13 protein-coding genes are annotated in these 15,579 nt (G+C 70.0%); 8 read left to right on the top strand and 5 right to left on the bottom strand.

The genetic code is table 11. The annotated features are described in order from the left end of the window. The first annotated feature begins 103 nt into the window (after positions 1 to 103). From CHC09_RS00805 to CHC09_RS00790, 4 genes are all read left to right on the top strand, one after another. Positions 104 to 838, top strand: coding sequence for a hypothetical protein (locus CHC09_RS00805; RefSeq protein WP_089290991.1), 735 nt, complete (start codon positions 104 to 106; stop codon positions 836 to 838). A 206-nt stretch (positions 839 to 1,044) separates the two neighbouring features. After that, positions 1,045 to 1,563 (top strand): hypothetical protein, encoded by a 519-nt coding sequence (locus CHC09_RS00800; protein ID WP_143232168.1) that lies wholly within the window; start codon positions 1,045 to 1,047, stop codon positions 1,561 to 1,563. Positions 1,564 to 1,688: 125 nt separating this feature from the next. Continuing rightward, entirely contained in the window at positions 1,689 to 2,072 is a 384-nt protein-coding gene (locus CHC09_RS00795) for an effector-associated constant component EACC1 (protein WP_089290989.1), read from the top strand. A 4-nt stretch (positions 2,073 to 2,076) separates the two neighbouring features. Beyond that, complete coding sequence (locus tag CHC09_RS00790) at positions 2,077 to 4,047, top strand: caspase, EACC1-associated type (RefSeq protein ID WP_179276905.1); 1,971 nt, start codon at positions 2,077 to 2,079, stop codon at positions 4,045 to 4,047. A 13-nt stretch (positions 4,048 to 4,060) separates the two neighbouring features. Here CHC09_RS00790 and CHC09_RS00785 read toward each other — a convergent pair whose 3' ends face one another. After that, entirely contained in the window at positions 4,061 to 4,831 is a 771-nt protein-coding gene (locus CHC09_RS00785) for a phosphotransferase (RefSeq protein WP_239138112.1), read from the bottom strand. Between the two features lie 108 nt (positions 4,832 to 4,939). Between CHC09_RS00785 and CHC09_RS00780 the strand changes: the two genes are divergently transcribed. Both CHC09_RS00780 and CHC09_RS00775 read left to right on the top strand, forming a co-directional pair. Then, positions 4,940 to 5,965, top strand: a complete 1,026-nt coding sequence (locus CHC09_RS00780; protein ID WP_239138113.1) for a YeiH family protein — start codon at positions 4,940 to 4,942, stop codon at positions 5,963 to 5,965. 52 nt (positions 5,966 to 6,017) lie between these two features. Further along, the gene (locus CHC09_RS00775; RefSeq protein WP_089290986.1) at positions 6,018 to 6,938 is read left to right on the top strand and encodes a LysR substrate-binding domain-containing protein; all 921 of its coding nucleotides are present in this window, start codon (positions 6,018 to 6,020) and stop codon (positions 6,936 to 6,938) included. Here CHC09_RS00775 and CHC09_RS00770 read toward each other — a convergent pair. Then, on the bottom strand, positions 6,929 to 8,095 hold the full coding sequence (locus tag CHC09_RS00770; RefSeq protein WP_089290985.1) for an acyl-CoA dehydrogenase family protein: 1,167 nt from the start codon (positions 8,093 to 8,095) through the stop codon (positions 6,929 to 6,931). The two genes, CHC09_RS00775 and CHC09_RS00770, sit on opposite strands and share 10 nt — an antisense overlap. 122 nt (positions 8,096 to 8,217) lie before the next feature. Between CHC09_RS00770 and CHC09_RS00765 the strand changes: the two genes are divergently transcribed. Continuing rightward, positions 8,218 to 9,072, top strand: a complete 855-nt coding sequence (locus CHC09_RS00765; protein ID WP_179276904.1) for an MEDS domain-containing protein — start codon at positions 8,218 to 8,220, stop codon at positions 9,070 to 9,072. 4 nt (positions 9,073 to 9,076) lie between these two features. Here CHC09_RS00765 and CHC09_RS00760 read toward each other — a convergent pair whose 3' ends face one another. The 3 genes from CHC09_RS00760 to CHC09_RS00750 are packed head-to-tail and all read right to left on the bottom strand — an operon-like array spanning position 9,077 to position 12,977. Beyond that, on the bottom strand, positions 9,077 to 10,570 hold the full coding sequence (locus CHC09_RS00760; RefSeq protein ID WP_089290983.1) for a ricin-type beta-trefoil lectin domain protein: 1,494 nt from the start codon (positions 10,568 to 10,570) through the stop codon (positions 9,077 to 9,079). Between the two features lie 47 nt (positions 10,571 to 10,617). After that, positions 10,618 to 11,256, bottom strand: coding sequence for a PulJ/GspJ family protein (locus CHC09_RS00755; RefSeq protein WP_089290982.1), 639 nt, complete (start codon positions 11,254 to 11,256; stop codon positions 10,618 to 10,620). Then, on the bottom strand, positions 11,253 to 12,977 hold the full coding sequence (locus tag CHC09_RS00750; protein WP_089290981.1) for a putative Ig domain-containing protein: 1,725 nt from the start codon (positions 12,975 to 12,977) through the stop codon (positions 11,253 to 11,255). Before CHC09_RS00750 ends, CHC09_RS00755 begins: the two co-directional genes overlap by 4 nt. Before the next feature lie 153 nt (positions 12,978 to 13,130). On the opposite strand from CHC09_RS00750, the gene CHC09_RS00745 reads away from it, so the two are divergent. Beyond that, entirely contained in the window at positions 13,131 to 15,491 is a 2,361-nt protein-coding gene (locus CHC09_RS00745; protein ID WP_089290980.1) for an ATP-binding cassette domain-containing protein, read from the top strand. The last annotated feature ends 88 nt before the right edge of the window (positions 15,492 to 15,579 follow it).

Here is a 15,579-nt window from a genome sequence, read left to right as displayed (position 1 = left end):
CGCTCGGGCAATTTGTTCTGGCGTCGCGGTCCATTTCTCCGGCGGCGCGCTCCGACCATTCTTGGACTTCTGTTTCCGGTGCGGCGAGTCCTGGAGTTGATCAATGCGCACTGAGTTGGTCAGATATGACGGCGGTGCGCCGTCCTTCACCGTGACGGTGGTGGAATTCGCCGGCGCCATCGAGCCTTTGCTCGGCCTTTCCGGACTGGTCGCGAAAGTGATGGCCTCTCGCGTCGAGGCGGAACGCATCAAGGCGACGGCGGCCCGGGACCGGCAACAGCACGAGCGGGCCATGACCGGCATGCGGCAGCAGGCGACCGCCGCCGATCGGCACTCCCGGCGGATGTACCAGGCCAAGAAGGCCGAGATCGCAGCCGCCGAACGAGCCGACGTCCGGCGCGGCGAGATCGAGCTGAGCCGCCTCGAACGGGACTTCGACGCCGCGTTGTGCGCGATCAAGGTGGAGGGTGCCGTCCGCCGGCACGAGGCCGACCGCCGATTCGCGACCGAGATGCACCGGATCGACAGCGCGTTGCAGGCGGAGATGGCCCGCCTGGCCGACCGGCGGCGCCGCGATCAGCAGTCCTTCGCCCTGGCCCGGCAGCGGTTGCGCCTGGCCGAGAAGGCCCGGAGCGACATCGGCAAGGCGATGAGTGAGGCCACCCGGATGATGCGGGGGCGTTCCCGGTTCGCCGAGATCGCGGCGTTGACCGTGCCGGCCCTGTCCCAGGCCATGGCCGCCGTCGTGACCCGGCAGCAGGACGGCACGGTCGCCGTCCTCGACGCCCTCTGCCTGCCGCAGCGCCCGATGGGCGGGGGAAAGCAGAGCCGCGGATGACCTGCCTGTCACTGCTCGTACTGATCGGGATCTGTGTGGCCCTGGCGGCCTGGGTCAACCGGGGGAACCAACGGTCCGTCCAAGGGCCCACGAGGCCGAGGGGCGGACCCGCCGTCGGCTATCAGCCGCACCGGCCGGCGACGAAACAGCGGAGCAAACCGGCCCGCAAGTCCGGACCGCCGGCCGGGCCGGCGCCGAACCGGGCAGTGGGACTCAGCAAGGCGCAGACCCAGGCCGTCCTCAAGCGCGCCCTGGGCGCGGCGCGCGAAGCCGAACAGCAGCGGCTGCGTGCCCTGGTGCTCGAGCAGGAGCGACGGATCGCCGCGCGGCTGCGCCAGGGGCAGGGCGCCCTCGACTTCGCCGAGCTCCGCGCCCTGCATGAGAAGTCATGGCAGACCGCCGATCTGGCGAAGGCGTCACTCGACGGTGCCCGCTCGACCGAGCAGGCGATCAGCGAGACCATCCGCGCCACCCACCGCGCGATCGAGACGGAGCAGGCCCGGGGCGGCCGGGGTGTCCCCGCGATGCGGCAGGCCCTGGACGCGCTGCACGTCGACCGGGATGTGGTGCGAACCTACCGTGACCGCTACAGGCAGGACCTGGACCGGTTGAACCAGGAGACCGGCCGGCTGCGTGATTCGATCGGGGCGAACTGCGGCGAGCAGGGCCGCCGCTGGTACCAGACCCGGATGGAACGAAAAGCGCGTAGAGAAGGTCGTCTCTGACTGCGGGAAAATCGGCCGTTCGGTCGAACGCATTCGGATGAATTTGTAATTCCTCCGGATGCTAAGGGGCGCTTTTCGATCATCGCGGGTGATTTAGCATTCACCGCGTGGAATTGAGACTTGCCGTGGATGACGATTCTGGCGAGGCGGCGACCCTGGGCCGTTGGCTGACCAGCGAGCGTGCGTTGCGGGGCAGCCTGCAGCGGGAGGCCGCGCCGGTGGCGGCGGGAAAGATGGGAAGCGCCGCGGAATTCGTGGTGAAGGTGGCCGAAGCGGCGGTCTCCGGTGTGCTGGTCGCACTGGCCCAGTCCCTGATCACGTTCGCCATGCAGCGGCGTCGCTCGATCACGATCAACGTGGCGGCGGCGGACGGGGCTTCGCACCCGATCGACATCACCGGGTCCGACGACTACCGCAGGCTCGCCGCGGACCTGGCCCGACTCGCCGCCCAGCACGAGCAGCGGCCCGGGCGGCAGGCCGGTGGGCAGCGAGCACGACGGAGGTCATAGCGAGGTGCGGCTCCCCGATCCGCGGCGGTCCAATGTCGTCATCATCGGCACCAGCCGGTACCGGGCCGCCGACCTGCCGGACCTGCCCGGGGTCTGGAACAACGTCAACCAGCTGAAGACGCTGTTCACCGACCCGCGCCACGGCATCGTCCCCGACACCCGCTGCCGGACCATCCTGGATCCGATCGGCATGGTGGAGGTCTACCGGGTTCTCCAGGAGCAGGCCAAGGCCGCCACCGATACGCTGCTGTTCTACTTCGCGGGGCACGGCGAGATCGATGATCGCTCCGGTCTCTGTCTGAGCATGACCGATACGGATCGGGACGCTCTGGCGGTCAGCGCGCTGCGGTTCGAGTCCGTGCGGGAGCTGCTGAACAAGAGTCCGGCCCAGCACAGGATCGTGATCCTGGACTGCTGTTTCAGCGGCCGGGCCCTGCACACCGCGGCCGCCGACGACGGGATCTACGTCCTCACCGCTACCAGCGAGACCGTCAAGGCGGAAGCGCCGGTGGGGCAGACGTACACCGCGTTCAGTGGTGAGCTGATCCGGCTGCTGCGTGACGGCGTGGACGGCGGGCCGGAGATGCTGACCATCGACACCGTCTACCGCAGGCTGCGAGATGTCCTGTCCGCCAAGGACTTCCCCAAGCCGGCGAATCTCGCGACCGGTAGCGCCGCGGACATCGTCATCGGCCGGAACCGGTGGGCGGCCCGCAAACCTGCCGCGTCGCCGGTCAGGCCCGCCGCGGTCAACCCGGTGGCGCTCAAACCCGCCGTGTCCAAACCCGTGCCGCTCAAACCCGCTGTGTCCAAACCTGTCCCGCTCAAACCCGCCGGCGCACCCAGGGCGAGAGCGACGAATCCCAAACCCGCGCCGAAGTACGGCGCCCTGCCCCGGCTGATGTTCAGCCCGGACAGCGGCACCCTGGTCGCCGCCGGTCCTGGCGGGCTGATCCGGGTCTGGGACGTCGCCAGCCGTCGGATGCGCCACCGGCTGCCCTGCACGATGCTGTCTTCGGCGCACTGCGTCCTCGGGTTGCACGGCACCGCGCTGGCCGTCACCGGTCGAGACGACGCGATCAGCGTCTGGAACGTCACCGACGGGCGGCAACGGTCCCGGATCGACGCCTCGGGCAACGCGGTCGCGTGTCACCCGACCAGACCGCTGCTGGCCGCCGTGACCAGAGACTTCCGGATCAATCTCTGGAACCTGCGCGGCGGCGAGCGGATACGGACCCTCAGCGGCCACACCGGCGCCGTGTCCCGGGTCAGCTTCAGCCCGGACGGTACGAAGGTGCTGAGCACGGGCCAGGACGGCACGTTGCGGATCTGGGAGGTGAGCACCGGCAGACGGCGGACCGTCGTCGAAGGGCTCGGGGCATCGCCGCGGCGGATCGCCGTCCACGCCGAGGCCGGCTGGGTGGCCTCTACCCTCCCCGACGGCCGGATCCGGCTCTTCTCACTCGCCTCCGGCAACCGGATGAACGATCTGCCAACCGGCGGCGACATCGTCGAGCTGCACTCCACTCACGACGGTCGAGCGCTGGCCGTGCTCGACTCCACCGGCCGGATCCGGCTCTACGACGTCACGACCGGGCGTGCCTGCCTGCGACTTCCCGCCGACCCGGAACCCGCGAGCCGGATCCTGATCGGGCCGGGCCGGATGTTCGCCACCGTCGCGGGCACCGGTCCGATCCAGATCCGTGGCGGACGCGACGGTGAGGTACTGCACGTCCTCCGCGACGGCGGCAACGCCCGCTATCTCCGGTTCGCCCCGGACGGTCGTCACCTCGCCCTCGGCGGACGGGACAGTTCGGTGCGGCTCTACGACCTGCGCGACGGCCGGTATCTGCCGCTGCGGGAGAAGCCGGTGGCGCAGCCCGTTCAGCAGAAGCGGGCGCGGGTCCTGGAGACGGCCGGGCTCAACGACCGGTCGTGGCTCACCCGCTGGGGGATCGGGCCGATCGAGCTGTAGGAACGGGCTGGGGTCAGACTGCGGGGAAGTCGGCCAGTTCGTTCACGGCGGTCTCCAGGGTCGTGTCGACGCCGTGCTCGATCATCCGCGCGAAGGTGGGGTCACCGCCGGCCGCGGCCCGTCGGATGCCCTCGGCCGACGCGAGCACCCGTTGCTGGACGATCGGGATGAAATCGCCGATGGTGCCGCCCCAGCCGTACGAGTCCAGGAACAACCGCAGCCGGCGCGGTCGGTCGGCGAAAGCCGTGAAGCCCTCCGCCGCCACCACCTGGCGGGCGTGCAGAGGCACCCAGCCGAAGGCGGTGAAGGCCAGGTCCCACTCGACCGTGACGGGCCCGGCGAAATCCCAGTCGAAGAACCCGACCAGACGATCATCGAGCCAGGCCGCGTTGTACGGGGCCGCGTCGTTGTGGCCGATGATCAGTCCCGGTCGCCATTCCGCTCGTTCGCGCCAGATCGCGTCGGCGGCGGGCACGAAGCCGGCGACCGCGGTGTGGAAGTCACGCAGCCAGTGGGCGACCTGACGTAACGCGTCGTCGCCATGCACCCAACCCGGCCACGGCCGCGCCGCTCCGACGACTGCGCCGGGCAGGAAGGAGAGCACCTCCCGGCCCTGGTCGTCGAGGCCCAGTGCCCGGGGCGCTCGGTCGAAGCCCACCTCTTCCAGATGCCGTAGCAGGGCGTGCACGGCCGGCGTCCAGGGCCCGGAAACGCGGCGGACGGTGTCGCCCACCCGTACCGCGCCACCGTCGTAGCCACCGGAAAGACGATGCTCTTCGATCACCAGCACATCCTGACCCACGGGCTGGCACCACTGTCATAGGCGTTGTCTATGAGAGTGGTGGGGGAATGGCCGCTACCGGGAGAGGCCGTTCGGGCGAAGCCTGAAGTCGTGATCGTTCTCGCTGAGGTTCCCAGCCGTCGCCGCGTGCCGCCCCAGGCCGTCGGGCTCGGCGTGGCCGTCGTGCTCGGGCTGGCCGCGACCGCCGTCGGGACCCGGATCCCGGTGCTCGGGGCGCCGGTCTTCGCCGTGATCGCCGGGGTGCTGTTGAGTCCGCTGGCCCGGCGGCGCCCCGATCTCCTGCGGCCGGGGGTGGACCTGGCCAAGGGGCCGATCCTGCAGCTCTCCGTGGTGCTGCTCGGCGCTCAGCTGTCGCTCGGCGAGGTGCTGTCGGTCGGTGCCGGGTCGCTGCCGGTCATGCTGGGCACGCTCGGTGTCTGCCTGCTGCTGGCCTGGCCGGTCGGCCGCTGGCTCGGGGTCCCGGGCGACCTGCGCACGCTGATCGCTGTCGGCACCGGTGTCTGCGGCGCCTCGGCGATCGCGGCGACGACCCCCGCGCTGCGGGCGAAGAGCAACGATGTGGCGTACGCGATCTCGACGATCTTCCTGTTCAACGTGGTCGCCGTGCTGGTCTTCCCGCCGCTCGGGCACGCGCTCGGGCTGAGTATGCACGCGTTCGGACTGTTCGCGGGCACGGCTGTCAACGACACCAGCTCGGTGGTGGCCGCCGCGGGTGCCTACGGTGACGACGCCGTCCGGTACGCCGTCGTCGTCAAGCTCGCCCGCGCCCTGATGATCATTCCGATCGTCCTCGTCCTGACCGTCCTGACCCGCCGCCGCGAGGGACTGGGCGAGAGCTCGAAGGTCCGTCTCGCGGCCTCCCTTGTCCCCTGGTTCCTGGTCGGCTTCCTCGCCGTGGCCGCGCTGAACACCACCGGGTTGATCCCCGGCGCCGCGCAGGTCGCGCTGCATCACGTGGCGCTGCTGTTCGTCGCGATCGCCCTCGCCGGGGTGGGTCTGTCGACCGACACGGCCGCCGTACGCCGTGCCGGCGCCCGGCCGCTGCTGCTCGGCCTGATCCTCTGGGGCGCGGTCAGCCTGACCAGCCTGGGCCTGCAGTACCTGGTCGGCCGGTGAGGTGGATCGGGAACGGGCCGGAACCCGCCGTACCTGTGACAGACTGCGCCCGATGCCACTGCCGCCCTGGATGAACGACCTGCCGGCGCTCGACCTGCTGCTCTCGGTCGCCGAGACGGGCAGCGTCGGGCGTGCCGCGCAGGTGCACGGGATCACCCAGCCCAGCGCCAGCGAGCGGCTGGCGAAACTGGAGCGCCGGCTGGGCGTTCCGCTGCTGGTGCGCTCCCGGCGCGGGAGCCTCCTCACTCCCGCGGGTGAGGCGGTCGTCGCCTGGTCGCACGACGTCGTCAACGCCGCGCAGACCCTCGCCGACGGGGTGCTGACCCTGCGCGCCGACCGTGAGGTGCGGCTGCGCATCTCGGCGAGCCTGACCGTGGCCGAGTACCTGCTGCCGGGCTGGCTGCTCAGCCTGCGCCGGGCCCATCCCGGCCTGGACATCGCGGCCGGTGTCGCGAACAGCCGGGGCGTCGTCGAAGCCGTCCGGTCCGGCGCGGCAGACCTGGGGTTCGTCGAGTCGCCCGACATCCCCGCCGACCTGAGCTCCCGCGTCATCGGCGAAGACCGGCTCGAGCTGGTGGTCGCCGCCGGCTATCCGCTCGCCGCGCAGGCCTGGCGCAGCCTGCGGCCCACCGACCTGGTCGACCAGACGCTGCTGCTGCGGGAGGCGGGCTCCGGCACGCGGGACACCTTCCTGAGCGCGCTCGAGCAGGCGCTCGGCTTCGCGCCGACGCTGCCGCACGCCATCAGCCTCGGCTCGACCACGACCATCCTCGCCACCGTCCGTGCCGGCGGCGGCGTCGGTGTGGTCAGCGCCCGGGCCGCCGGCGCCGCCGTCGCCGCGGGCGACCTGGTCCAGCTGCGGGTCGACGGCCTCGCGCTGTCCCGCCCGCTGCACGCGCTCTGGGTCGGCCGCGCGCCGACGGCCGCCGCGTCGGAGCTGCTGGCGATCGCCGCCGCCCGGGGTCAGCGGTAGGCGGGATGCCCGGTCAGGGCCTGGCCGATCACCAGGGTGTGGATCTCGGAGGTGCCCTCGTAGGTCAGCACGGACTCCAGGTTGTTGGCGTGGCGCAGCGGGGAGTACTCGAGCGTGACGCCGCTGGCGCCGAGGATGGTGCGGCACTCCCGGGCGATCGCCAGGGCCTTGCGGACGTTGTTGAGCTTGCCGACGCTGACCTGGTGCGGCTTGAGCGTGCCGGCGTCCTTCAAACGGCCCAGATGTACGGCGAGCAGCGCGGCCGTGTTCAGGTCGACCGCCATGTTCGCCAGCTTCTCCTGGGTGAGCTGGAACGCGGCGATCGGCCGGTCGAACTGGACCCGGGTGTTCGCGTAGTCGAGCGCGGTGCGCAGACAGTCCCGGCCCGCGCCGGTGGCGCCGAAGATGATGCCGAACCGGGCCTCGTTCAGGCAGCTCAGCGGGGCGCCGAGGCTGCGGGCGCCGGGCAGGCGGGCGGAGTCGGGCAGGCGGACCTCGTCCAGGATCAGCTCGCCGGTGATCGACGCGCGCAGGGACAGCTTCTGCTTGATGGTGCGGGTGGTGAACCCGGGAGTGCCCTTCGGCACGAGGAAGCCGCGCACGCCGTCCTCGGTCTGGGCCCAGACGGTGGCGATGTCCGCGATGCTGCCGTTGGTGATCCACATCTTGGTGCCGGTGAGGATCCAGTCGTCGCCATCCCGGACCGCGCGGGTGCGCATGTTGGCCGGGTCGCTGCCGAAGTCCGGCTCGGTCAGGCCGAAGCAGCCGATCGCCTCGCCGGCCGCCATCCGGGGTAGCCACTCGAGCTTCTGCTGCTCCGAGCCGTACTTCCAGATCGAGAACATCGCCAGGGAGCCCTGCACCGAGACGAAGCTGCGCAGGCCCGAGTCGCCGGCCTCCAGCTCGAGGCAGGCCAGGCCGTACGCCACCGCGCTGGTCCCGGCGCATCCGTACCCGTCCAGGTGCATCCCGAGAACACCGAGTTTGCCCAGCTCGAGGGCGAGTTCGCGGGGGAAGGTGCCGGCCTCGAACCAGTCCGCGACGTGCGGCCGGACCCGGTCGGCGACGAAGCGGGCGACCGTCTCCTGGATCTGCCGTTCCTCGTCGCTCAACAGCCCGGCGATGTCGAGCAGTTCGAGCGGGTCGGTCACGGTCATCTGTCCTCCAAAGGTCTGCGGCCACCATGGGCGCACCCGATTCAGCGATGGTACGGGCGTGTCGGCCTGGTTACGGTGAGGCCCAACAAACGTCACGGGGGTTACGGCACCGAGGGGACACGATGGCCGAGGCCAGTCTGCTCGACTATTTGGGTCCAGGTGATCACGCCTGCCTCGTTTTCGACGACGAGCCGGTGTGGGCCCGTGGCGTGGCGGCGTTCATCCGGGCCGGACTGCGTCAATATCACCGGATCCTGTACTGCGGGCCGGGTGCCGGCCGCCTGCCGGGGGTGCTCGCCGGTCAGGGCCTGGACATCACGGCCGCGCTGGACAGTGGGCAGCTATCGGTCGCCGGGGCGGAGGCGGCCTACCTGTCGGACGGGGTCTTCGACCCGGAGGCGAGCCTCGCGGCCTGGCAGGGCGAGGTCGAGACGGCCCGCGCGGCCGGCTACCGCGGCATGCGTGGCATCGGTGACATGTCCTGGGCCCTCCGGCACACCGGCATCGACCAGCTCTCCTGGTACGAGGCCCGGGTCAACCGGATCTGCGTGGACGGCTACACGACGGGCGTCTGCCTCTACGACCGCCGTCTGTTCAGCGAACCGGATCTGTGCCGGGTCACCCGTTCGCACCCGGCCACGATCACCCGGTACACCGATCCGTCCCGGGTGCCGCTGTTGCACGCGGTGCGTACCGGAAAGCTCGGCCTGCGGCTGGCGGGCGAGGCCGACCTCTCCAACCGGCAGGCGCTGCGCGCGATGGTGGAGCACCTGGTCGAGGACACCGCGACGGACCGGGCGCCGGTGACCCTGGACCTCAGCGACCTGCGGTTCGCCGACTCGGCCGCCGCCCGGATCCTGCTCGCCTCGGCCGCGGACGGCAAGCACCGGCTGCGGGTGGTCGGCGCCTCCCGGTCGGTGCGCAGGCTGCTGGCCTTCCACTGGTCGGGCCCGGCCGGCAGCCTGCGAATGGACTGACCGCCTACTTCTCGGCCAGGTTGGTGATCGGCGTCGGCTGGTTGATGTTCGCCGGCGCGTTCCACTTCTGGATGTCCTCGGTGGTGCACTTGGCGATCTTGACCTTGCTGGTGCCGTCGCCGTGGAAGTCGCCGCTGATGCCGGTGCCCTGCTCGGTGGGCTGCAGGCAGTTCCCCTTGAAGTCCATGATCCGGTAGCTGGTGCCGTAGTCGCCGGTGTCGTGGTAAACGGTCCAGGTCAGCGCCGGCTGGCCCTGGGTCGCGGCGTCCTTGCACGACACCACCGTGACCCAGGAGATCGAGGTGGGGGTGCCCGGCGACCTCAAGCAGTAGTTGTTGTTGGCGGAGCCGTTGTTGGCGTTGCTGTTGGCGGTGCTGTTGTTGACGATGATCGGTCCGGTGGCGGAGATCGCCGGCAGCACCGGCACGGGGTGGACCCACTGCTGGTTGAAGTCGACGAGGGCGCCCGGGTCCTGCTTGCAGAACCAGGCGATCATGTACGTCGAGCCGGTCGACTTGTCCGTCACGTCCAGGCAACGACTGAACTGCTTGTAGTTGACCAGCTGGTTGGTGGCGTCACCGGCCATGCCCGAGCCGACGCCCGGAGCGGAACGCCAGATGTTCTTGGTGGCGGTGGCGCCGCACCCGGCGAGGACCACCGCCCGGTCCGTGACGGAACCCGGGGTCTTGAGGTTCATGCAGAAGCTGCCGTCGGACTTGCTGGCCGAGGTGGTGGCGTGGAAGACGCTGCTGCCGTCCAGGGCCCACTGGTAGGTCGTGGTCCGGACGGTCGGGCAGGCCTGGAAGACCACCGGGGTGGTGCCGCTGACCCGGGTGGAGTTGGCGAACAGGCACATGCCCAGCGGCGCGGTGGACGACTCCGAGTAGATCAGTTTGAGGTACAGGTCGGAGGTGTAGCCGAACTGCTGCTGGCTGCTGCCGTTGCACTGCTGCGAGGTGACCGGGGTTCCGGCCGCGGGGCTCGCCGCGGATCCGGCGTCGAGGCACTGGTCGACCAGATTGTTGTTCTGGTCCTTGACGCTCGAGGTAGCGATCTTGATCTGGCCACCCGGGATGTTGGTGTTGCTGGTCGAGAAGACGTAGGTGGCGGTCAGGGTCCGCGTGGTCGCCCCGCTGCTGCCGGCTGACGTGAGGGTCGCGGTGGTGGGTACGTCGTTGACGACGCAGCCACCCATCTCCTTGCCGTTCTGGTCGCGGTAGATGACCGTGACCTGGTACGTCGACTTCACGCCGCCGCCGGTCGTGTCGACCGCACCGGTCATCGTGCAGGGCGGCAGGTTCTCCAGGTGGCCGTTCTGCTCCTCGTCCGACGCGGCGCGCACGCGCGCCATCATCACGTCCAGGCCCGCCTGGGCGGCGTCGAGCGCGGCCCCGCGCTGGTCGTAGCTCTGGGTGCTCTTGATCTGGCGGATCACGATCGGCGCCAGGGTCGCCGAGAGCGACAGCGCGACGGTGACGACGAGCAGCGCCAGCGGCATCGACCCCTCATCCCGGCGGAGCGAGGGAGAGCGGCGGAGCGAGAACCTCATACGGTCGGCCTTCCCTTGCTGCAGTCGTTGAGCGCGGGCGTGTTGCGGTTGGTGTTCTGCGCCGTGAAGAGCACGTCCAGGGGCAGATCGGTGGTGCCGACCTTGCCGCTGAACCGGAGCCGGACCTGGTGGTGCTCGAGCTCGTAGGACTTGCCGACGCCGCTGGTGCCGGGGCTCGCCGAGGCGTACGGCCGGTTGCCGGGGGCGTAGACGGTGAACGGCGCGACGGTGCCGGTCTGAGCCAGGTCACCGGCGATCGTCGTCCGCGCGTTCGGGGCCGCCGTCTTCTGTGGGTCCCATTCCGCCGTGGTCAGCGCGCCGTTCTTGAAGGCCAGCTGCCGGCAGACGGACTTGGTGTCGGCCTTGGTGGCGTACTCCAGGTACCAGCCGGTGCCCACCTCCCCGGGCGTGGAGACCCAGGTGGCGTAGCGGATCTCCCGGTCCAGCCGGCGGAAGCTGTTGCCGAGCTGACTCCGGGCGGTGCTGAGGCCGTCGGCCCGGTTGACGTTGGAATAGATAACGATGATCGCGCCGGTGACCAGCACCATGATGAAGCTCATGATCGACGTGGCGACGATGAGGTCGATCAGGGAGAAGCCCTCGTCGTCCGCCGGGGTCCGGTTGTCGTCGCTCATGAGATCCGCCAGGTGAAGGTGAGGATGCTGGTGTGCGCGGGAGTCAGGGTGCCGGCCGTCGCGGAGACCGTGTATAGCCCCGACGTGGTCGGTGTTCCCGAGACGACCCCGGTCAGCGCGTTGTAGGTCAGGCCCGGTGGCAGCCCGGTGACGGTCACCGTGGGGGAGAGGCCCAGCAGGGTTCCGTTGGTGGTCAGCGTCAGTGACGCCGCGGTGCCCTTGACGGTCGCCTGATCGGGCGCGGTGAGTGCGGGCGCCGTGAAGACCAGTGAGTCGGCGGTGTTCACGATGATCACGATCTGCTGGCTGGCGGTTCGGCCGGCGCTGTCGGTGACGGTGATCGTGGGCAGGAACCGGCCGGAGGCGGTCGGATTTCCGTTGGTGAAACCCTGCTTGGGATGCATCGTCACACCCGGCGGCAGGCCGGTGGCGCTGTAGGTGTAGGCGGGGGTGCCGCCGGAGCCGACCGCGGTGAGATCGAACTTCGAGCCCAGGTCGATCGTCTGGTCGACCAGCGGATCCAGGATCAGGCCGGGTTGCACGGTCAGCGTGTAGGACTTTGCGGGACCGACGTGCTTGTTGCCGTCGGTGACGACCACGGTCACGGTGAAGGCGCCGACGACGGACGGGTTGCCCGAGATGACGGCGGTCGCCGGGTCGAACCGCAGCCCGGCCGGGAGGCCGCTCACCTGGTACGTGTAAGGCGCCTTTCCGCCGGTGGCGGTGAGGGTCAGGCTGTACGGGTCCCCGGTGCGCACGACCGGGTTGGCGGGCAGGACCGGCGTGGGCACCTGGTAGACGGTGAACCTGACCGCCGCGGTGTTGCTGCGGTTCAGGCGGTCGGTGACGGTCGCCGTGGTCGACAGCGGGCTCGCCGCGGCCGCTGTCGCGGTCGGCACGCCCGTGATCATCCCGGCCGGGGACATCGAGAGCCCGTCCGGCAGCTTGGCGATCGTCCAGGTGTTCGGGAGCTGGCCACCCTCGGCCTTCATCTGGTACGAGACGGAGTCACCGACGTACCACGTCTGGTCGTTCTTCCCGGGGATCTGCTTCGGCGCCGGGCGGTTGAAGTCGAAGGTCGGCTCGGAGCCGCTGGACACCAGCGTCGTGGCGACGTGGGTGCAGATGCTGTTCGCGCAGGACGAGTCGGACCAGGTCTCGAAGACCACGACCCGGAAGAACCGCAGGATGTCGGTGCTGTCGGCCGGCGCGCCCGCGGTCTCGGGGTAGACGCACTCGGTGGTGCCGGTCAGGTAGACCTCGCACTTGCCGACGTAGATGTTCTGCGTGAAGGTGGTGCCCTCCACCGTGACCTGCTGGGCCGACGTGGAGATCGGCGCGTCCGCACCCACCGTGGAGGCGGCGTCGGTGATCATCGGGTCGCCGGCCACCAGCATCGACGCCAGGTACGGCTTGACCGCCCGGAGGTAGGGCTTCTTCTCGAGGTCGGCCTTGAGCACGAGGTCGAACTGCTCCTGGGTCGCGTTCACGCTGCGGCCGCTCAGCAGGGCGCTGCCCTTGAGGCCACGCACCTGCTCCATGGCGGTCGCGGCGAGTTGCACCGCGGCCTGCTGGGTCCGCTGCTTGTTGACGTAGGCCAGGCTGTTCACGAAGAAGGGGGCGGCGGCGAGCATGGTGACGCTCACCACGGCAAGCGCGACGACCGTCTCGAGCAGGCTGAAGCCCTCGTCGCCGTTGCCCCGCTCTTGTTCGCTGCCCACGCACTCCCCCGGCGTCTCGATTCGCTCTGCCTCAGATCGGCAGCTGGGAGAGACCGTTTAGCTGTTCCGGGTGGGCCGGCCGGGTGCGCCCGGCGGCGAAACCAGTCAGGAAACGAGAAGCATGGGCCGCCACCCGCCACTAGCCTTTCGGCCATGGAGAGAACGCACGCAGCCGACAGCCATGACCTGATCCGCGTGCACGGCGCGCGTGTCAACAATCTCAAGGATGTCAGCGTCGAGATCCCGAAGCGCCGGCTCACCGTCTTCACCGGGGTCTCCGGCTCCGGCAAGAGCTCCCTGGTCTTCGGCACCATCGCGGCCGAGTCGCAGCGGATGATCAACGAGACGTACAGCGCGTTCGTGCAGGGGTTCATGCCGACCCTGGCCCGTCCCGAGGTGGACGTGCTGGAGGGCCTGACCACGGCCATCCTGGTCGACCAGGAGCGGATGGGCGCCGACCCGCGCTCCACGGTCGGCACCGCCACCGACGCTAACGCCATGCTGCGGATCCTGTTCAGCCGGCTCGGCGACCCGCACATCGGCTCCCCGCAGGCGTACTCCTTCAATGTCGCCTCGATCTCCGGCGCCGGCGCGGTGACCATGGAGAAGGGCGGCGTCACCACCAAGGAGCGGCGCAGCTTCAGCATCACCGGCGGGATGTGCCCGCGGTGCGAGGGCCGCGGCGCGGTCACCGATTTCGACCTTTCCGCGCTGTACGACGACAGCAAGTCGCTGAACGAGGGCGCGCTGACCATCCCCGGCTACAGCATGGAGGGCTGGTTCGGCCGGATCTTCCGGGGCTGCGGGTACTTCGATCCGGACAAACCGATCAAGAAGTACACCAAGCGGGAGCTCAACGACCTGCTCTACAAGGAGCCCACGAAGATCAAGGTCGACGGGATCAACCTGACCTACTCCGGCATCATCCCGTCGATCCAGAAGTCCTTCCTCGCCAAGGACCGGGAGGCGATGCAGCCGCACATCCGGGCCTTCGTCGACCGCGCGATCACGTTCACCACCTGCCCCGACTGCGACGGCACCCGGCTCAACGAGGGCGCCCGCTCCTCGAAGATCAAGGGTGTCAACATCGCCGACGCCTGCGAAATGCAGATCAGCGACCTTGCCGAGTGGGTGCGCGGGCTGGACGAGCCGTCGGTCGCCCCACTCCTGGCGAAACTCCAGCACACCCTGGACTCGTTCATCGAGATCGGGCTCGGATACCTGTCGCTGGACCGGCCGGCCGGCACCCTCTCCGGTGGCGAGGCGCAGCGGACCAAGATGATCCGGCACCTCGGTTCGTCGCTGACCGACGTCACGTACGTTTTCGACGAGCCGACCATCGGGCTGCACCCGCACGACATCCAGCGGATGAACAAGCTGCTCCTCGAGCTGCGGGACAAGGGCAACACCGTGCTGGTGGTGGAGCACAAGCCGGAGGCGATCGCGATCGCCGACCATGTCGTCGATCTCGGCCCGCGCGCCGGGTCCGCCGGCGGCGAGGTGGTCTTCGAGGGCACCCTGGACGGGCTGCGGGCCAGCGGCACGCTGACCGGGCGGCATCTGGACGACCGGGCGGCGCTCAAACCCGACGTCCGCAAGCCCTCCGGGCATCTTCCGGTACGGGGGGCGGACTCCCACAACCTCCAGAACGTGGACGTGGATGTCCCGCTCGGGGTGCTCGTCGTGGTCACCGGCGTGGCCGGGTCCGGCAAGAGCTCCCTGATCCACGGCTCGGTCGCCGGCCGGGACGGCGTCGTGGCCGTCGGCCAGGGCGCGATCAAGGGTTCCCGGCGGAGCAACCCGGCGACGTACACCGGCCTGCTGGACCCGATCCGCAAGCAGTTCGCCAAGGTCAACGCCGTGAAGCCGGCGCTGTTCAGCGCGAACTCGGAGGGCGCCTGCCCGAACTGCAACGGCAACGGCGTCATCTACACGGACCTGGGGATGATGGCCGGGGTGGCGACCCCGTGCGAGGTCTGCGAGGGGCGGCGGTTCGACGCCTCGGTGCTGGACTACAAGGTCGCGGGGAAGGACATCAGCGAGGTCCTCGCGATGCCCGTCTCCGAGGCCGTGGAGTTCTTCGCCACCGGGGACGGCAGGAACCCGGCCGCTCACAAGATCCTGGAGCGCCTCGCGGACGTCGGTCTCGGATACCTGACGCTGGGGCAGCCGCTGACGACGCTCTCCGGCGGTGAGCGGCAGCGGGTCAAGCTCGCCGTCCACATGGGGGAGAAGGGTGGCGTCTTCATCCTCGACGAGCCGACCACCGGCCTGCACCTGGCCGACGTGGAGCAGCTCCTGGGCCTGCTGGACCGTCTCGTCGACGCGGGCCGCTCGGTCATCGTGATCGAACACCACCAGGCCGTGATGGCTCACGCCGACTGGATCATCGACCTGGGGCCGGGCGCGGGCCACGACGGTGGTCGTGTCGTCTTCGAGGGCACCCCGGCCGACCTGATCGCCGCCCGCTCCACCCTTACCGGCGAGCACCTGGCCGAATACGTCAAGTCCTGACCTCTTCCGGTCGCCCTATCGCCATCGGATTTATGGGGATAGGGCGACCATCCCTGGACGGGATCGCGGCTCCGCGCCCTCCGCTCCG

Source organism: Actinoplanes regularis, assembly GCF_900188005.1.
Taxonomy (GTDB): domain Bacteria; phylum Actinomycetota; class Actinomycetes; order Mycobacteriales; family Micromonosporaceae; genus Actinoplanes; species Actinoplanes regularis.
Note: the sequence above shows the minus strand (reverse complement) of the source record. Positions and strands in the feature narration are given on the sequence as shown.